Origin of the sequence: Burkholderia sp. AU30280 (assembly GCF_020420125.1) — a bacterium.
In the GTDB taxonomy this organism is placed as follows: Bacteria; Pseudomonadota; Gammaproteobacteria; order Burkholderiales; family Burkholderiaceae; genus Burkholderia.
In genome coordinates this window covers 179,509-197,674 of the sequence record NZ_JAIZRY010000006.1, presented here as the reverse complement: position 1 = coordinate 197,674, position 18,166 = coordinate 179,509, and the positions used below count along the sequence as shown (strand labels likewise).

At 69.6% G+C, this 18,166-nt stretch carries 16 protein-coding genes and 1 pseudogene; 7 read left to right on the top strand and 10 right to left on the bottom strand.

Features of this window, described 5'->3' with window-relative positions:
- Positions 1-56: 56 nt before the first annotated feature.
- Positions 57-797, bottom strand: a complete 741-nt coding sequence (locus tag LGN17_RS16010) for a GNAT family N-acetyltransferase (protein WP_226197662.1) — start codon at positions 795-797, stop codon at positions 57-59.
- Between the two features lie 213 nt (positions 798-1,010).
- On the opposite strand from LGN17_RS16010, the pseudogene LGN17_RS16005 reads away from it, so the two are divergent.
- Together LGN17_RS16005 and LGN17_RS15995 are read left to right on the top strand one after the other, a co-directional pair.
- Positions 1,011-1,378: pseudogene (locus LGN17_RS16005) on the top strand (MFS transporter); the annotation flags it as partial.
- Between the two features lie 101 nt (positions 1,379-1,479).
- On the top strand, positions 1,480-1,959 hold the full coding sequence (locus LGN17_RS15995; RefSeq protein WP_226197659.1) for a DUF3331 domain-containing protein: 480 nt from the start codon (positions 1,480-1,482) through the stop codon (positions 1,957-1,959).
- Positions 1,960-1,983: 24 nt separating this feature from the next.
- Here the strand turns inward: LGN17_RS15995 and LGN17_RS15990 are convergent, their stop codons facing one another.
- Positions 1,984-3,186, bottom strand: a complete 1,203-nt coding sequence (locus LGN17_RS15990; protein ID WP_226197658.1) for a GNAT family N-acetyltransferase — start codon at positions 3,184-3,186, stop codon at positions 1,984-1,986.
- 203 nt (positions 3,187-3,389) lie between these two features.
- On the opposite strand from LGN17_RS15990, the gene LGN17_RS15985 reads away from it, so the two are divergent.
- The 4 genes from LGN17_RS15985 to LGN17_RS15970 all read left to right on the top strand — a co-directional run bounded on the left by LGN17_RS15985 (position 3,390) and on the right by LGN17_RS15970 (position 8,919).
- The gene (locus LGN17_RS15985; RefSeq protein ID WP_226197657.1) at positions 3,390-4,862 is read left to right on the top strand and encodes a PLP-dependent aminotransferase family protein; all 1,473 of its coding nucleotides are present in this window, start codon (positions 3,390-3,392) and stop codon (positions 4,860-4,862) included.
- A gap of 354 nt (positions 4,863-5,216) precedes the next feature.
- Positions 5,217-6,794 (top strand): trypsin-like peptidase domain-containing protein, encoded by a 1,578-nt coding sequence (locus LGN17_RS15980; protein WP_226197656.1) that lies wholly within the window; start codon positions 5,217-5,219, stop codon positions 6,792-6,794.
- A gap of 226 nt (positions 6,795-7,020) precedes the next feature.
- Positions 7,021-8,232, top strand: a complete 1,212-nt coding sequence (locus LGN17_RS15975; protein ID WP_226197655.1) for an MFS transporter — start codon at positions 7,021-7,023, stop codon at positions 8,230-8,232.
- Between the two features lie 147 nt (positions 8,233-8,379).
- Positions 8,380-8,919 carry a DUF4303 domain-containing protein gene (locus LGN17_RS15970; protein WP_226197654.1) on the top strand — a complete coding sequence of 180 codons (540 nt, stop codon included), beginning with the start codon at positions 8,380-8,382 and terminating at the stop codon, positions 8,917-8,919.
- Positions 8,920-8,989: 70 nt separating this feature from the next.
- Here LGN17_RS15970 and LGN17_RS15965 read toward each other — a convergent pair whose 3' ends face one another.
- The 8 genes from LGN17_RS15965 to cobA all read right to left on the bottom strand — a co-directional run bounded on the left by LGN17_RS15965 (position 8,990) and on the right by cobA (position 16,159).
- Positions 8,990-9,688, bottom strand: a complete 699-nt coding sequence (locus tag LGN17_RS15965; protein ID WP_046548002.1) for a fumarylacetoacetate hydrolase family protein — start codon at positions 9,686-9,688, stop codon at positions 8,990-8,992.
- Positions 9,689-9,813: 125 nt separating this feature from the next.
- Positions 9,814-10,755, bottom strand: coding sequence for a helix-turn-helix transcriptional regulator (locus LGN17_RS15960; RefSeq protein ID WP_226197653.1), 942 nt, complete (start codon positions 10,753-10,755; stop codon positions 9,814-9,816).
- 214 nt (positions 10,756-10,969) lie between these two features.
- Positions 10,970-11,710: an SDR family NAD(P)-dependent oxidoreductase gene (locus tag LGN17_RS15955; protein ID WP_226197652.1), complete on the bottom strand. Its 741-nt coding sequence runs from the start codon at positions 11,708-11,710 to the stop codon at positions 10,970-10,972.
- A 300-nt stretch (positions 11,711-12,010) separates the two neighbouring features.
- The gene (locus tag LGN17_RS15950; RefSeq protein WP_226197651.1) at positions 12,011-12,796 is read right to left on the bottom strand and encodes a YkgJ family cysteine cluster protein; all 786 of its coding nucleotides are present in this window, start codon (positions 12,794-12,796) and stop codon (positions 12,011-12,013) included.
- The gene (locus tag LGN17_RS15945) at positions 12,793-13,455 is read right to left on the bottom strand and encodes a uracil-DNA glycosylase family protein (protein ID WP_226197650.1); all 663 of its coding nucleotides are present in this window, start codon (positions 13,453-13,455) and stop codon (positions 12,793-12,795) included. Before LGN17_RS15945 ends, LGN17_RS15950 begins: the two co-directional genes overlap by 4 nt.
- Before the next feature lie 122 nt (positions 13,456-13,577).
- Positions 13,578-14,630 carry a CmpA/NrtA family ABC transporter substrate-binding protein gene (locus LGN17_RS15940; RefSeq protein WP_226197649.1) on the bottom strand — a complete coding sequence of 351 codons (1,053 nt, stop codon included), beginning with the start codon at positions 14,628-14,630 and terminating at the stop codon, positions 13,578-13,580.
- Between the two features lie 5 nt (positions 14,631-14,635).
- The gene (locus tag LGN17_RS15935; protein ID WP_175966346.1) at positions 14,636-15,232 is read right to left on the bottom strand and encodes an ANTAR domain-containing response regulator; all 597 of its coding nucleotides are present in this window, start codon (positions 15,230-15,232) and stop codon (positions 14,636-14,638) included.
- Positions 15,233-15,388: 156 nt separating this feature from the next.
- Positions 15,389-16,159, bottom strand: a complete 771-nt coding sequence (cobA, locus tag LGN17_RS15930; RefSeq protein ID WP_226197648.1) for a uroporphyrinogen-III C-methyltransferase — start codon at positions 16,157-16,159, stop codon at positions 15,389-15,391.
- Between the two features lie 662 nt (positions 16,160-16,821).
- Between cobA and LGN17_RS15925 the strand changes: the two genes are divergently transcribed.
- Positions 16,822-18,147 carry an MFS transporter gene (locus tag LGN17_RS15925; RefSeq protein WP_226197647.1) on the top strand — a complete coding sequence of 442 codons (1,326 nt, stop codon included), beginning with the start codon at positions 16,822-16,824 and terminating at the stop codon, positions 18,145-18,147.
- Positions 18,148-18,166: the final 19 nt, after the last annotated feature.

Genomic DNA, 18,166 nt, shown 5'->3' with positions numbered 1-18,166 from the left:
CGCGATGAGACGAACCGTGAGACGCGCGGCGACGGCCGGTGCGGTTCGACGCGCATTCAGGCGACGATTTCGTCGACCGCAACCGGTGCGAGCAGCGTGAATCCGGCCGCGCGGTACAGCGGCAGGCCGGCCTCGGTCGACACGAGCCACACGCGCTGCGCGCCGCGTTGCCGAGCGTGCGCGACGATCGCGGCGAGCAACTGCATCGCGAGGCCGCGGCGGCGGTACGCGTCGGCCGTCCCGACCCGGTCGACGACGATATCGCGCGCCGACGCAAAGCCATAACGCGCGGCGGCGGCGATCTGTCCATCCAGCCGGTGTGCGAACAGGAACGCGGCCGGATTCGGCTGGAACGGCGGGAACGGGGCGTGCGCATTGAACGTATCGATGTCGCCCGGCGTGTGGCAGGCGAGCGCCCGCGCGAGCGCATCGTCGCCGGGCAGCCTGCCGATATCGGCGGCCATGAAATGCTCGTCCGACAGCCGGCGAGTCCTGCCTTGCAGCGCGGCCGGCAGCGGCGCGGCGCCGAAGCGCGTGATCCACGCGCCGACGCGGAACGGGCCGTCGCCATTCGCCGGCGCGCCCTCGATCACGAAGTGCTCGAATGGCCGTCCCATGCCGGCGTCGAATTGCACGACCTGGCCGTCCGGGCTGTCGTGCAGCGGCGCATCGCGCCGGTCGCGTGCGGCGCAGTATCCGGCGACGAAGATGCGCACGGCGGCCTTGCGGCCTGAGAAGGTCGACCAGGCCGCGTCGAGCGGAAGCGGGGCGTCGGGAGCGGGAAAGGCGGTCGGCATGCGGTCGTATGCGTCGTCGTCGGGGCGAATGCGACAGCTTAGATCAGGCAGGCGCACGCTGCCATGCCGGCTCATTGCCGCGATTGGCGGAACGGATCGTTGCGCACATTACCCCTTTACTTGAAGTGAACTTCAATTTGTATCATGTGCGGCAGTCCGATCTCGGACGCGTGACGCATCCCGTTGCACGCGGCCGTTTCAACGGAGGGGGAAATGCCCGAAACACCTGTCGCGGCCGATGCCGCCACGCTGCCGTCGCGCAGCGACCGGGCCGCAGTCGCGAACGTCGTGCTCGCGAGCATCGTGTCGGCGCTGCACGTCGGCAAGGCGACGATCGTATTGCCGTCGCTTCAGCACGAGTTCGGCGGCTCGCTCGCGTCGCTGAGCGGGATCATGCCGGTGTTTCCGTTCGGCGGCGTGTTCGGCGGCATCGCGGCCTGCCTGCCGGTACGTCGCTGGCGCCGCTCGGCATCGGCTGGGTCGTGCAGGGCAACGATCTCGGACAGGTGATCGGGCCGCTGGCGATCGGCGCGATCGTCGGTGCATTGGGCTGGTCGGGCGGCATCGGGCTGATGCTCGCGGCCGCCGTTACCGGCGCGGCGATCGGCCTGTCGCTGCTGCGCGAACCGATGGGCCGGCGCTGGGCGCGGCGCCGTTCAACCTGCACGAAAATCCGTCAAGCATGCTCAACACCATGGAAAGCCTGATTTGCGAAGAAGACGTGCCGTGCGATGCGCCGGCATGGGTCGAAGACGATGCGATGTCGCCGCGTGGCGGCGTCGCGGATCCGCTCGCGACGCTCGGTCGCGCGGCCGTTTCCGAGCACGCCGCCGCGGCCGTCTCGCCGTTGCGCCAGCAACTGTTCGTCACGGTGCTGGAGGCCGACGACGACGCGCTGCTGATTCGCTGGGTCGAGAGCGGCCGGTGCCATTACGGCGAGCAGCGCTGGCGCTTGCGCGTCGCGTTGCAGCCGGGCCGCTGCGCGATCTCGGGGCAGCCGATCGAGCCGGGCGATCCGGTGTTCCGGCCGGTGCGGCGGCCCGTGCCGGCCAATGGCGACGAGATGATCTGCCCGGCGTCGGTGCCGGGGGCCGCCGGCGTGGCGTGCGACGTTGCGCCGGACGGCGACGACGCGCACGCGCCGGCCGACGTTTTCGGCTGAATGCCGGCCGGCTGCGACGCCGCGTTACTTCTTCAGGTCGTGCCGGTACTGGATGAACCCGGCGTTGTTCGCGAGCTTGTCGTACAGCGCGCGCGCGGTCGTGTTGGTTTCGTGCGTGAGCCAGTACACGCGGCTCGCGCCGGCTTCGCGGGCATGTTCGTACACGGCCTCGATCAGCGCGCCGCCCGCGCCTTGCCCGCGTGCGTCGGGCGCGGTGTACAGGTCCTGCAGATAGCAGTACGGCCCTTCGGTCCAGCACGAACGGTGGTAGATCGAATGCACGATCCCGACCAGCACACCTGATGCGTCGAATGCGCCGAGCACGAACATCGGCTCGGCGGGATCCATCAGGCGCGCCCACGTCGTCGCGAACACCGCCTCGCTCAGCGCGGTGTCGTAGAACTTCTGATAACCCTGCCACAGCGGGCGCCACGCGGCTTCGTCGGCGGCGACGAGCGGGCGCACCGTGACGCGCGTTGCGTCGTTCGCGCGGCTGGCCGCATCGCGCGCGTTCGCCTGCGCGTGGCGGATGGCGGCAAGCGACTGGCGCTGCTCGCCTTGCGCGTCGAAGTTCTCCGGAGCGAGCCACGCGTCGAACGCGGCGCGGACATCCGGCCATTCGCTGTCGATGATCGAGAACCACGCGGTGTCGCGATTGCGGCCGCGATAGATGATCGCCTGCCGGAACGTGCCTTCGTAGCGGAAGCCAAGCCGTGCAGCGGCCTTGCGCGACGGGATGTTCAGGTCGTCGCACTTCCATTCGTAGCGCCGGTAGCCGAGCGTGTCGAACGCGTACTTCATCAACAGGAACTGCGCTTCGGTCGAAATGGGCGTGCGCTTGAGCAGCGGCGAGAACGTGACGGAGCCGACCTCGATCACGCCGTTGGCCGGATCGATGCGCATCAGCGCGAGCGTGCCGACCGCGCGGCCCGTGGCACGGTCGATCACCGTGTAGTGCAGCGGATCCGGGCTCGCCTGCGCGCTCCGCGCGTAGTCGCGGTAGCTCGATTCGTCGGCGTACGGGCCGTGTGCAAGATAGGTCCAGTCGCTGCCGTCCGGCGCCTGTGCGTAGGCGGCGTGCAGGTCGGCCGCATGGCGCTCGGCGTCGAGCGGTTCGAGCCGGCAGTAGCGGCCTTCGAGCACGATGCGTTCCGGGCGCGGGCGCGCGGACCAGTCGGGAACGGGGTGGCCGATGGGTTGCTGGAAAGCGTTGGTGAGCGTGGACAAGGTCGATCTCGCTTCGGTTGGCGGCCGGCGACATGCCGGCATGCAGACGATCGTAGTCGCGGCGAGGTACCATGAGAAGCGCCAGCGATCGGCAAATTTATGGTGCCACGAGTTTCGGGGCGCGAACCACGAGCCCGTCCTGCACTCGCCGTGCGCCCGTAGCCGTGCGCGACGTTCCGACATTTTCACGCTGCGATGTTCCGATGACGACTGTCCTTCCTTCCGGCGATGCACCGCTGCTGCCGCTCGACGCGCCGCTGGCGCGCACGCCGGGCGCGCCTTCGCTGCAGCGCCAGTTGCTGCGCCGCGTGCGCGACGCGATTCTCGGCGGCGCGATGCCGGCCGGCACGCGGCTGCCCGGCACGCGCGCGCTGGCCGAAACGCTCGGCGTGTCGCGCAACACGACAGCCGCCGTCTACGAGCAGCTCGTCGCGGAAGGCTTCCTGCAGTCCGATCGCCGCGGCACGCGCGTGGTCGGGCTTTCACGGCCGGCGCCGCCGCGCCGGCGTGCCGCGCCGCCGGCCGTTGCGCAGCGGCTCGGCCGGATTCGCCCGAGCCGCATCGGCACCGGCGAATCGGAGGGCTTCCGGCCGGGTGTGCCCGCGCTGACGCATTTCCCGGCGGACGCATGGCGCCACGCGATCGACCGCGCGCTGCGCCGCGCCGGCCGCGACCTGCTCGGCTATGGCGATCCGCTCGGCGAGCGCGCGCTGCGCGAATCGATCGCGCGCCACCTGGCCGTGACACGCGGCGTGCGCTGCGATCCCGAGCAGATCGTGATCACGGAAGGCGCACAGGGCGCGATCGCGCTGTGCGCGCAGTTGCTGACGAACCCGGGCGATACGGTGTGGGTCGAGGAGCCCGGCTATCGCGGCGCGCGCACCGCGATGCAGGCGGCCGACCTCGACGTCGTGCCGATGCCGGTCGACGCGGAAGGGCTGCGCACGGAAGCAGAGGACTGGCGCGAGCGGACGCCGCGCCTCGTCTATACGACGCCGTCGAACCAGTTCCCGACCGGCGCCGTGCTGTCGATCTCGCGCCGGCTCGCGCTGATCGATGCCGCGCGCCGGCATCGCGCGTGGATCATCGAGGACGACTACGACAGCGAATTCCGTCATACCGGCGAGCCGATCGGCGCGATGCACGGGCTCGCGCCCGATTCGCCCGTCGTCTATCTCGGCTCGTTCAGCAAGACGATGTTTCCGGCGCTGCGGATCGGTTTTCTCGTGCTGCCCGATGCGTTGCTGGCGGCGGTGCGGCCGGTGTTGCCGGAGATGCTGCGCGGCGGGACGCGCCACGTGCAGCTTGCGCTGGCCGATTTCATCGAGACCGGCGAGTACGGCCGCCATCTCGGCCGCATGCGCCGGCTGTACCGCGACCGGCGGCGATTGCTGCTCGCCGCGCTCGACCGCACCCTGAGCGTGCCGCATCAGATCGAGGGCGGGCCGTGCGGGCTGCATCTCGCACTGCGGCTGCCGGCGCGCTATCGCGATCGCGCGATCGTCGACGCGGCGCGAGCGCACGGCATCGGGCCGTTCCCGCTGTCGGGCTTTTCGATCGATGCGGCGTCGGCGGGCAACGGGCTCGTGCTCGGTTTCGGCAATACGTCGGCCGACGCGTTCGAGCCGATGTTGAGGATGCTGTCGGCGATCGCGGAGCGGGTGGGTGGGGCGTGAGGCGAGACTCGCCGCTCAATCACGGCAATTTATTTTGCCAACCTTATAAATATTGGATTTTTAAAATCAAGGTTGATGTTCGTCGATTTTTGGTCTCGCTCCCCGAGCTGAACATGCTGCGGTCTTGATCGTCAGAAATGGTCGCGTGGTGGATGTGCGGATTGACGAACCGCGCACTTTGTTCGAAACGAATGCCGTGGCGGCGCCGCGCCTGCCGGGCCGCCCGGCATTCGGGTTTCGATTCGTATGTTCGAACAGGCCGCGTGGACTATAAATGGATGCGTGTACCGGTGCTTGTCGGGTGCCTGCGCGTCTCGCGCATGTCGGCGCCGCGACGCCCGGGGGAGGTGCACCGTGGTTCGCCAGACGCTTGCTCGCGCCGTGCTTCGCACCGCGTTGATCGGGGGCGTGTTTGCCGGCTGTTGGCTGGCCTCGCCGGCCGCCCTTGCCGGAACCCTCTCGCCGCCCGTTACGCCCCACCCCATGAAGCAGCGCCCGGCTGCCGCGCCTTACGCGATGCCGGTCGACTTTCCGGCAATCGTCGACCGCTACGGCCCGGCGGTCGTGACCATCATGACCGCCGCACCCGACCAGCAGGCGAGCGGTCCGTCGTTCGCGATCCTCGATCCCGACGATCCGCTCGCCGCGTTCTTCCGGCACGACGCGCCGCCGCCCGCACAGGGCCCGCAGGCGCAGGCGCAAGCGCCGGCCCCCGACACGGCGCCACGTGCGGTATCGGGCAGCGGCTCGGGTTTCATCGTCAGCGCGGATGGCCTGGTTCTGACTTCGGCCCACGTGGTCGACGACGCGACCGACGTGACGGTGCGGCTCACCGACCGCCGCGAATTCAAGGCGACCGTGCTGGCCGTCGATCCGCAAAGCGATGTCGCCGTGCTGCGAGTCGATGCGACGAAGCTGCCGTTCGTGCGCGTCGGCGATTCGTCGAAAGTGCGCGCGGGCGAACCGGTGATGACGATCGGTGCGCCGGACGGATCGGGCAACACGGTCACGGCCGGCATCGTCAGCGCGACATCGCACCGGCTGCCGGACGGCAGCGCGTTTCCGTTCTTCGAAACCGACATCGCGCCGAACCCCGACAACTCGGGTGGCCCCGTGTTCAATCGGGCGGGCGACGTGATCGGTATCGCAGTGCAGGTTTATACGGGCACCGACCGCTACGCAAGCACGACGTTCGCGATCCCGATCGCGTTTGCGGCAAAGGTGCGTGCGCAACTGCAGAAGCAGATGCAGGCTCAGGCGCAACCGTCCCAGGCGCCGGACGCGTCGTCCGGCAATGCGCTCGGCGTCGACGTGCAGGATGTCGGCATCGGGCTTGCCGCGGCGTTCGGGCTGCCGCGTCCGGCGGGCGCGCTCGTCAACGGCGTCGCGCCCGGCTCGCCGGCTGCCGCGGCCGGCGTGCGGCCCGGCGACGTGATCGTGAAGCTGGGTGACAAGACGATCGGCCGCTCGGCCGAACTGAACGACCTGGCCGCCGCGCTGCCGCCTGGGCAGAAGGCATCGCTGCGGCTGATCCGCAACCGCGCGCCGGTGATGCTGACGATCACGGGCGCCGACGAGGCCGCCGGCAACGCGGGCACGGCCGTCGGCATGGCTGCGCCGAAGGGGGCTGCACGAACGGGGCCGGGAGCCGGGGCGGGAGACGGCGGCGACCGTCTCGGGCTGACGATGCACGCGCTGAACGACGACGAGCGCCGTTCGACGGGACTCGCGGTCGGGATGATGGTGGACGCGGTGCACGGCCCGGCGGCCAGGGCCGGCATCCAGCCGGGCGATGTCGTGCTGGAGCTCAACGACACGCTGCTGGAGACGCCGGACGACATACAGTCGCTCGAAGCGAGCGGCGGCAGCGTGATCGCGGTGCTGATCCAGCGCAACAATGCGCGGAGGTTCGTGTCGGTGCATGCGAGGTAGGGCGTTGACGCGGACGGTATCGTCCCCCTACCATCGTCCGATATCGCACGCAGTCAGCCAGGCAATCAGGAGCCATCCGGCATGCAGGCAGCCATCTTCATCGTAGTCGTCCACAGGCGCAGGGTCCGGTAGCGGCACCGCGCCGGCACCCATGCGCCCCCGACTCGTTCGGGGGCTTTTTTTTCGTTGCGCACGGCCGTGCGGCACGTGCGTGGAGGGCATTCGCTTGCAATCGAACCTGCCGATCGCTTCCGAACGGGCGTCGCCGAGACACGCGACGCTGATCCTGCTGTGCGCGTGCTCGGTGCTGCCGCTGAGCCTGTTCCTGCCGTCGCTGCCGGCCATCGCGCGCGACCTGCGCGCCGACTATGCGCTCGTCGCGCTGTCGCTCGGCGGTTATGCGGCCGTGGCCGCGTCGCTCGAGTTCGTGATGGGGCCGCTGTCGGACCGGTTCGGGCGGCGGCCGGTCGTGCTGGCGAGCATCGGCGTGTTCGCGCTCGGCTCGCTCGGCTGCGCGATGGCGACCGATATTCGTGCATTCCTCGCCTGTCGGCTGATGCAGGCGGCGATCACGTCGGTCTATCCGGTGTCGATGGCGACGATTCGGGATACCGGCGGCGGTGCCCGCGTGGCGAGCCGGATCGGCTATGCGGCGATGGCGGCCGCGTTCGCGCCGATGCTCGGCCCGACGCTCGGCGGCGCGATCGACCAGACGATGGGCTGGCGCGCGAGTTTCTGGCTGCTCGGCGCGGCCGGCGTCGCGCTGTTCGTCTGGTGTGCGTTCGATCTCGTCGAAACCCATGCGAACCGGTCGTCGAGCCTCGGGCAGCAGCTTCGCGCGTATCCGGCGCTGCTTCGTGCGCGCCGTTTCTGGGCCTATGCGCTCTGCATGGCGTTCTCGACCGGCTCGTTCTACGCGTTCCTGGCCGGCGCGCCGCTCGCCGCGCAAACGGTGTTCGGCATCGCGCCCGCGGAGATCGGCGTCTACATGGGCGCCATCACGGCCGGTTTCGTGTGCGGCAGTTTCCTGGCCGCGCGTTACGCGCGCCGCTACGCGCTGGCCACGACGATCCTGTGCGGGCGCGTCGTCGCGTGCGCGGGGCCGTCGATCGGCCTCGCGCTGATGTTCGGTGGCGCGACGCAGGCGATTGCATGGTTCGGGCCGTGCGTGCTGGTCGGCATCGGCAACGGGCTGACCAATCCCGGGGCGCATGCCGGCGCGGTGTCGGTGCGCCCGGAACTGGCAGGCAGCGCGTCGGGGCTGGCGGGCGCGATGACGATCGCCGGCGGCGCCGCGCTTTCGTCGCTGACGGGGGCGGTGTTGACGGCCGGCAACGCGGGCTATGCGCCGCTCGTGATGATGCTGCTGTCGGCCGCGATCGCGCTGGCGGCGGCCGTCTGTGTGCGGGTGTTCGATGCCAGGGAGGCCGGCCGCTGAACAGGGGCGCGCGGAACCGGGGGCCGGTGAGGGCGCGCTACCGTGCCGCCGGCGATTGGCGGACAATCGATCGAATATCGGGAGACGACGCGCCCGCCGCACGCCGAGCACGCGCCGACGCGCGAAGGGCGACTGGACGAGGACGTGATGAGCGACTTTTCTGATTTCCAGCGTGACATTGCCGACGCCGCGAGAGCGACATTCCGGGCGCTGCGGGCGCAGCACCCGGACGAGCATTTCTATGCGTTCGCGCTGTATACCGACAGCGGCGCGATGACGGTGGTGCCGGCGGCCAATTCGGTCGAGGGGCTGCGCCGGATCCGCGCGCAACAGGCGGTGCCGGACGACGACCCGTGGTATGTGTGGGGCTTTTCCGAATGGGCTTACGCGGCGGCGGAAGCGTCGCCGTTCAATGCGATCTGCGGCAAGCTCGCCGATGACGTGCTGAGCCCGCAGTTCGTCCGGTCGAGATTCCCGGAATTTGCGCGGCAACTGCATGCCGAGATGATCGGGGCGTTGCGCCTGCTCGACCGCGAGGGCCTGTTCGGCACGGGCGACGAAAGGGCGGCGATCACGCTGTTCGTGTCGATCAGCGACGACGACGCTGCCGAAGCGCTGGAAAACGAATCGGCGAAGGTGCTGAATCCGCCGGCCGTCGCCGACGCCTTCCTGCGCCGCTACGACTGACCGACATCGGGATATCGCACGGCGGCCCCGGGCAGGCGGCCGCCATGCGTGCCGCGTGACGGACTACGGCTTACGGCTTCGCGCCCACGACGAATTCGAACGTCGCGACGCCATCGACGCCGCCCGTGACGCGGTCACCGGGCTGCAGTGCGCCAACGCCGGCCGGCGTGCCGGTGAAGATCAGGTCGCCGGCCTTCAGCTCGACCGAGCGCGACACATAGGCGATGACGTCGGGCACGGCCCAGATCATGTCGGCCAGGTCGCCTTGCTGGCGCGTGTCGCCGTTCACCGCGAGCCAGATGCGGCCCGTCGCCGGGTGGCCGGTGGCCGATGCCGCGCGCAGCGCGGTCACGGGGCCCGATGCGTCGAAGCCCTTGGCCCAGTCCCACGGGCGGCTCAGCTTCTTCGCTTCGGCCTGCAGGTCGCGGCGCGTGAGGTCGACGCCGACGCCATAGCCCCACACGTGCGACAGCGCGTCGGCCGGGTCGATCGACCGGCCGTCCTTGCCGATCGCGACGACCAGCTCGATTTCATGATGGAGGTCGTTCGTCAGCGGCGGATAGGCGACGGTGCCGCTGGCCGGGACGATCGCGTCGGCTGGCTTCGTGAAGAAGAACGGCGGTTCGCGGTCGGGATCGGCGCCCATTTCGCGCGCGTGGTCGGCGTAGTTGCGGCCGACGCAGAAGACGCGGCGCACCGGAAAGCGCGCGGACGACTGGTCGACTTCGACGGAAGGACGCTCGGCAGCGTCGATGACATAAGCGGACATCGGATGGCCTCGTTCGGTGGGAAGACGGATGCCGCGCCCGTGCGGCGCACGGGCCGGCATGCTTGCAACGATACCCGACGCCCGCGCGGCCGGATGCGACGCAACTGCGTTTTACCGGTACAAAACTACGCGTCGGCGGCCGCCGGTGCGTCGTCGCCGTCCGGCCGCGCGGCATTCGCGTCGCGGTACGCCTTCGGCGACACGCCGACCCGCGCGCGGAAGCGCCGCGCGAAATACCCTTCGTCGCGGAAACCGACCGAGCGTGCGATGTCCGCGATGCGCCGGCTGGTGTGGGCCAGCAGCGACTGCGCGAGCGCGATCCGGCGCTCGGTCACGAGATCGGTGAAAGTGCTGCCGGTTTCCTTGCGGACCAGGTGCGCGAGGTAGTTGGGCGACAGGAACGCGGCCTCGGCGGTCGCGGCGAGCGTCAGGTCTTCGCGGGTCAGGTTGGCGCGCACGTGCCGCAGCACGCGCGCGAGCGCGTCGCGCCGGCCCGCGCGCTGGGCGCCGCGCTGCGCGAGCTTGTCGAGTGCACCCGCGTACTGCGTGCAGACGAGCCCGATCAGCTGCAGCAGGTAGCCGCGCAGCAGCGTGGTCGAGCCGAATGTGCGCACGCGATCGGTATCGAGCATGCACAGCGCGAGGCGGCGCGCTTCGTCGTACGTATCGCCGGTCAGGATGAAGTCGAGGTGTTCCTGGAAGCGGAACGGCGTCAGCTCGGGAAAGCGGTGCGCGGGCACGTCCTCGAGATCGAGCGGGTCGACGTCGAGATCGGCGCGCAGGAATGCCTGGCTGAAGTTGATCACGATGAAGTGCGCGCCTTCCGGATGCGGGATCAGGTGCTCGCGGTGCGGTAGCACGAACGCGAGCGCGCCGCGCGGAAACGGCCGCGTGACGCCGCCGATCCGCTGCTCGGTGTCGCCGCCGAGATTGAACTGGATCTGGAAATACGCGTGCCGGTGCGGCTCGGTGATCGCCTGGCGCGACGCCTGGTCGCGGATGTAGAAGTCGAGCCGGTCGCTGCGTTCGGGCATCCCGTACAGGCGCGGCGGGGCGGTGGAGGGCATGAAGGATTCTGCTGGTCGTGACGCGGTTGAGCCGCGATGGTACAGCGAAACCGACCTGTGCCGGGCAGCAGGGAGAATCCGGAGCCGCTGCCGCGGCGGGATCGTGCCCCTGGCCGGGAATGGCCCTGACATCGAATGGCAGGGCCACACTCTGAACTGCGGCGTCGCCAGGTGCGACGCCGGCCGGCGGAGCTCGAAGCGGCGACTGAGCCGGTTACTGAGCCGTATAGCCGCCGTCGACCATCAACGACGATCCATTGACGAACGACGCGTCGTCGCTGGCGAGAAACAGCACGGCGCTCGCTACTTCCGCGGCTTTCCCGAGACGCCCCATCGGATGCAGCGCGATCAGCGCCTGTTTTTGCGCGACCGGCGCGTCTTTCAGCAGCGGCGTGTCGATATACCCGGGACACACGGCATTCACGCGAATGTTGTGCTGACCATAGTCGATCGCGAGCGTCTGCGTCAGGAGCTTCACGCCGCCTTTCGCGGCGGCATAGGCCGTCACGCCCGATTTCCCGACGTGACTGTGGATCGAGCCGCAATTGACGACGACACCGCTGCCTTGCTTGCGCATTTGCTGAATCGCATATTTATCGCAAAGATAAACACCGGTCAGATTGATATCGATCGTCTTTTGCCACGCGGATTCGTCGAGATGTTCGATGCAATCGTCGGCTGCGATGCCGGCATTGGCGAACATGATGTCGACGCGCCCGTAAATTCGTACGGTTTCAGATATCAGTTTCTGAACCGCTTCGCTATCCGTTACATCCGTACGAATATACGTAGCGTGTCCGCCATTTTCGACGATCTCGCCGGCGAGCCGCGCACCCTGGTCCGTCAGGTCGGCAATCACGACACTGGCGCCTTCGCGGGCAAACGCGCGAACCGTGGCTTCACCAATACCGCTTGCACCACCGGTGACGATCGCAACCTTGTTATCGAAACGCATCATTGCACTCCTTGAGCTCATGCTCGTTATTCACTGGGAAGGCAATGAGGCTAGCACAATGAATGCGGACGAATATTGAGGCGAGATTATCTCGATTTAAATGACGTGTTTATTTCGAGAGAGTCGCGATTTTATGGATTTTGTGTTGAGCGGTGATGGCGAAAATGGGGGAAAGCGTAAAAACCGATTGCGCCGGACGCGATGCCGGCCGGGATGACATCGCGATGTTCCGGGATGCGACGCAGACCCGGGGCCGTGCCGCGCGCAAACGGCCCCATGACACTGCCGTCGCCGCTGCGGTTACTCGCCGGGGTGAAAGCCGAGGTAGCGGGTGCGCGGATCGGTATCGCCTGCCGCAAGCCGGCTGGCGGCGCCGACGGATGCGAGCGCTTCAGCCGTCGCGGTACGGTTCGTCACTAGCATCCAGGTTGCCGGTGCGACGGTGTCGTTGGCGACCGCTGCCGCGTGTAGATCGGTCAACGCGGCGAGCAACTCGCCGGCAGGCGGCGCATGGACCGCGAACCCTTCGTTGGCCACGGCCGCCGTATCGATCCCCAGCACCGTACACAGCCGCGCCCGCAGCGGCGTCTCGGCTTCGCTCGCCGCACGCGAGCGCGCGATGTTCTCCCGCGTGGCCGCGTCGACGATCGTGCCGCCGCGGAGGAACGGCGCCTGCTGCCACGCGTCGGGCGTGCATTGCTTGCCGGCCGGCACCAGCGGCACGAACGGATTCACTTCGGCCGGATAGATCCGGCACACGAGCGGGCGCTCGTCGTAGATCGCGCAGCGCAGGTCGTCGAGCAGGTTCGGGCACGGCCCGGCATGGGTCGCGGTAAGCATGACCGTGACGCGGACGGGCAGCGAGCCGCTGAGCGCGGCGGTCGAGCGCACGCGCTTGTATTCGGCGAACGCATTGTCGGGCTCGGGTTCGACCAGCCATGGCATCGCGTCGCACAGCAGCTCCACGTGGCCGCCGCGCTGCAGCCACGCGGTGGCCTCGTCGATCGTCAGCGGAATGCGCAGGTCGTGGCAGCATCCGCCGCAGCCGTTGCAGGCAAAGTCGAGGTCGGTGGGGGTGTCGTTCATTCTGGATTCGCTACGGATAACGGGGAGGTCGCGAAGCGTCGCGACAGGGGGGCGGTTGCGTCGACGGCGACCAGCGGCGCGACCCGGCGCCGCAGCTCGGGCACGACCTCGGCGTCGAACCACGGGTGGTGCTTGAACCACGCCTGGTTGCGCGGCGACGGATGCGGCAGCGGCAACACGTCGGGGCCGTAGTCGCGCCACGCGTGTACGGTGTCGGTCAGCGTGGCCTTGCGCGTATCGCGCAGGAAATGTCGCTGCGCGTACTGGCCGACCAGCAGCGTGAGCCGGATCGAAGGCAGCTCGGCGAGCAACCGGTCGATCCACAGTGGCGCGCATTCGGGGCGCGGCGGGTTGTCGCCGCTTGCGCCGCGGCCCGGGTAGCAGAAACCCATCGGCACGATTGCGAAGCGCCTCTCGTCGTAGAACGTGTCGGCGTCGACGTCGAGCCAGCCGCGCAGCCGCCGGCCGCTCGCATCGTCCCACGGGATGCCGCTCGCATGGACGCGCGCCCCCGGCGCCTGCCCGACGATCAGGATGCGCGCGTCGCGATGGGCACGCACGACGGGGCGCGGGCCGAGCGGCAGGCCCGCTTCGCAGGCACGGCACGCGCGGATTTCGGTGAGCAGCACGTCGAGCGGCGCGCGCGCGGGTTTCGGCATCGAATCTGAGCGGGGACGGAGTGGTCATGCGGCGTCACCCGGGGGGCGCATGCCGGGCGCCGGCAGGCGGCCTGGACAGGCGTGGCGCGGGAGCGCGCGCCGCCTGCATCACGCGGCGCGCATCACGCCTGCGGCAGGCCCGGTGCGCCGCTTTCGGCGACGGCAGCATCATACAACGCGGTTTGCGCGATCGCGCGGGCGATTTCCGCGTCGTCGTGCGAACCGTCGAGCATGCCCCAGCGCCGGTATTGGGACAGGAACCACTCGCCTTCGCGCGGATCGGGGCGGTTCACGGCGCCGCCGTCGTGAAAGCGGATCGGCAGCGGCGGCACGGCGAACGGCCCTGATCCGTAGTCGCCGAGCAGCCGCGGCGCGATCAGCCGGGCCGGTACGCCGAGCGCATCGGGCGACGCGAGCCAGTCGGCCGCCTCGCGACGGTGCGCGGCGCTGTCGAGCCATGCGCAGGCATCGACGAGCGTGCGGATCAGCGCGCGGGCAGCGGCCGGGTACAGCGCGACGAAATCGCGCCGCGCCGCGAGCACCTTCTCCGGATGATCGGGCCAGATCTCGCTCGTGACGGCAACGGTCCGCCCCGCGCCGCAGGCCTCGGCCACCGCATGCCACGGCTCGCCGGCGCAGAAGCCGTCGAGTTCGCCGCTGGCGAGCGCGGCCACCATCTCGGGCGGCGGGATCACGATGCTGCGCACGTCGCGCAGCGGGTCGACGTCGTGCGACGCGAGCCAGTGGTTCAGCCACATCGCGTGCGTGCCGGTCGGGAACGTCTGGGCGAGGAGCGGCTTGCGGCCGAGCGTCGCAAACGCGTCGCGCACGCTGCCGCTGTTGCGATACGCGTCGGCGAGGCCGGGCGACAACGAGATCGCCTGGCCATTGCGGTTCAGCACCATCAGCGCGGCCATGTCGGCCTGCGGGCCGCCGATCCCGAGCTGCAGCCCGCAGACGAGCCCGTACAGCGCATGGGCGGCGTCGAGCTCGCCGCTCAGCAGCTTGTCGCGGACGGCAGCCCACGACGGCTGGCGGCTGAGTTCGAGCGTGAGGCCGTGTCGCGCGCCGAGGTTCAGGCGGTGCGCGACGATCAGCGGGGCCGCGTCGCTCAGCGCGACGAACCCGAGGCGAAGATGCGCGCGTTCCGGCGCGACGGGGGCGGAGGTATCCATGGCGGTCATGACTCGGGTGACGCGTCGAGCAGTTGCCGCGCGACGTCGACGATGCGCAGGCCCTGATCCATCGCACGCTTGCGCAGCGTCGCGTATGCGTCGTGTTCGGACAGCCTGCGCTGGTCCATCAGCAGGCGCTTCGCGCGGTCGATCAGTTTGCGCTCCGCGAGTTCGCGCTCGACGTCGGCGAGCCGCCGGCGCAGCGCGTCGTCATGCGAGAAACGGGCGAGCGCGACTTCGAGAATCGGTGCGAGGCGCTCGGCCGACAGCCCTTCGACGAGATACGCGCTGACGCCTGCGCCGACCGCCGCACGGATCAGCGACTGGTTGGCGTCGTGGCTGAACATCAGCACGGGGCGCGGCGCGGTGGCATGCATCACGGCAAGCTGCTCGAGCGTGTCGCGCGATGGCGAATCGGTATCGATGATCACGACGTCGGGACGCTGCTCCTCGACGGCGGCCGGCAGGCGCGCGGGCGTCGCGACGTCGTTCAGCATCTCGTAGCCGAGGTGCGCAAGCGCATCGCCGAGTTCGCCGATCGGCTTGTCGGTATCGGTGACGAGCAGCACGCGCAGGCGGGCGGAAGAAGCAGACGCACTCATGGCGCGACCGGCGGCGGCGAAATCGTGGCGCGATGCGCGGTGCGGGGGCAACGGCCCCGCGCAGACATCGTGTCGGCGCCGCGCATGGCAGCCCGGCGGCCGGCGCCGCTGTCTTCGTGATAGGTGGGCGGCCGGTGCCGCGTGGTGTCGCGCATGCTACGCGGCCCGGGACAAGGCCGCCTCGATCGCGGCGCCCGCGTCCGGCACGTGCTGCACGGCCGCTTCGCCGATCGCGCCGCCGACGAGGATCACCGCCGGGCTGCCGAGCCGTGCTTCGTCGATGCCGCGCGCGAGACCGCCGAGCGTGCCGGTCCAGCGGCGTTCGTCGGGCGTGCCGGCCCATTGCACGGCCGCGGCCGGTGTCGATGGCGGCAGCACGGCGAGCAGGCCGGCGGCGATGCTTTCGACGCGGCTCATTCCCATGTAGATCGCGAGCGTCGTGCCGGTCGCCGCGAGCTGCGCCCAGTCGGGTTCGCCGTGGTCCCGACGGTGCGCGGTGACGAACGTGACGCCGTGGCAATGCTCGCGGTGCGTGAGCGAGATACCGAGGCTCGCGGCGGCCGCGAATCCCGACGAGATGCCGTTGACGATCTCGACCGGAATCGCGGCGGCGCGCAGGGTCGCGAGTTCTTCGCCGGCGCGCCCGAACAGCAGGGCATCGCCGCCTTTCACGCGCACCACGTGCGCGCCGCGCAGCGCGTAGCGGCACATCAGCTTCTCGATGAATGCCTGCGGCGTGGAGCGGCAGCCGCCGCGTTTGCCGACGCGGATCACGCGTGCCTGCGGGGCGAGTTCGACGATGCCGGGCGCGACGAGATCGTCGAGCAGCAGCACGTCGGCAGCCGCCAGTGCCTTCACGGCCTTCAACGTGAGGAGATCGGGATCGCCGGGCCCGGCGCCCAGCAGCGTGACTTTGCCTGTCGTCATGTCGTGTTCCTGTGCCGCCTGCATCCGGCGGTCGAGTGGGTGTCGTTGCGGGCGGCGGCGGGCGGTCGAAATGCACCGGTGTCCAGCCGTGCCGCGCACGGGAGGACACCGTTGTCCTGATCGGCCCGCCTGAACGACGGACATGGTTTGCTGGGACTGCCCACCGGCGCCGTTGCCGGTGTCATGCACCGGATTCAGCAATATCCGGGCCAACCGGCATGACACGTCACGCCGGCGCGGCGGGAACCGCGCGCACCGCGCCGCGCGATGGCGCCATTCATGCAGGCGGCTGCCGCGCGCGGGCAGTCGCAATACCGCATCGGCGTGCATCGCGGCCCGTCAGCGCGCACCGCGATATCGCACGGCGACAGTGCTGCAGCGCACCACATCTGTGCCTCGCTGCATCACAGCGCATCGCGTGTCGCGAGGCGCCGTGCGTCGCATGACACCCGGCACGCCTTGCGTGGCGAGGCTGTGGGCCCGATTCGTGACGACATGGCACGGCGTTTGCGTCAACGGGCTCGGGCGAATCAATGGCGGTTCGTCCGGCAGTACCGATTACCGACGCGCCCGGCAACGGGCTTCATGGGCAACGGCGTCCTACGCATCGGGTCTCGACGAGACCGGGTGCGCAGGACGCCGTTTTTCGTTTGGCGGATGACATGACCGACAAAGCTACCCGTATCGATCTCTTCAGCCTCCGCACCGCGCCGATGCGCGCGTTTCATCTGACGTGGATGGCGTTCTTCGTGTGCTTCTTCGCGTGGTTCGCGTGCGCGCCGCTGATGCCGTTGATCGCACGCGAATTCCACCTGACGGCGGCACAGGTCGCCAACATCAACATCGCCGCGGTGGCCGCGACGATCGCCGTGCGGCTGCTGGTCGGCCCGCTGTGCGACCGCTTCGGCCCGCGTCGCGTGTACGTCGGGCTGCTGCTGCTCGGCGCGATCCCCGTGTTCGCGGTGTCGTTCACGCACGACTACCTGTCGTTCCTGATCTGCCGGCTCGGCATCGGCGCGATCGGCGCGGGCTTCGTGATCACGCAGTACCACACGTCGGTGATGTTCGCGCCGAACGTGGTCGGCACCGCGAACGCGACGACGGCCGGCTGGGGCAATGCCGGCGCCGGCGCGACGCAGGCGCTGATGCCGCTGCTCGTCGCCGCCGGCCTGATGCTCGGCTTCGGCGAGGATGCGTCGTGGCGTATCGCGCTGGTCGTGCCCGGCGTCGCGATGCTCGTGATGGCCTGGGCTTACTGGCGCTTCACGCAGGATTGCCCGCAAGGCGACTTCGTCGCGCTGCGCAACGCAGGCGTGACAGTCGACAGCGGCAAGAAGGGCGGCTGGGCGAGCTTCCTCGCGGCCTGCGGCAATTATCGCGTGTGGATGTTGTTCGTCACGTATGGCGCGTGCTTCGGCGTCGAGGTGTTCATCCACAACATCGCCGCGCTGTACTACGTCGATCACTTCAGCCTGTCGCTGAAGGATGCAGGGTTCGCGGTCGGCCTGTTCGGGCTGCTCGCCTTGTTTGCCCGTGCGCTCGGCGGCTGGCTGTCCGACAGGATCGCCGCGCGCCGCAGCCTCGACGTGCGCGCGACGCTGCTGTGCGCGCTGATCGTCGGCGAAGGGCTCGGGCTGACCTGGTTCTCGCATGCGCAAAACGTGGGCATCGCGCTCGTCGCGATGCTGACCTTCGGCCTGTTCACGCACATGGCGTGCGGCGCGACCTACGCGCTGGTGCCGTTCATCGACCGCAAGGCGCTCGGCGGCGTGGCGGGGATCGTCGGCGCGGGCGGCAACGTGGGGGCGGTCGCCGCGAGCTTCCTGCTGAAGGGCGTCGGCGACGTGCAGCACACGCTGAGCCTGCTCGGCCTGGCCGTCACCGCGACCGCGCTGTGCGCGATGGCCGTGCGCTTCAGCGAAGAACACAAGGCGCGCGAAGCCGAGCTGCGCGACCGCGCGCTGGCCGCCAGTAGCGTCGCGAACTGATCGACCGAAGGAAACGTCA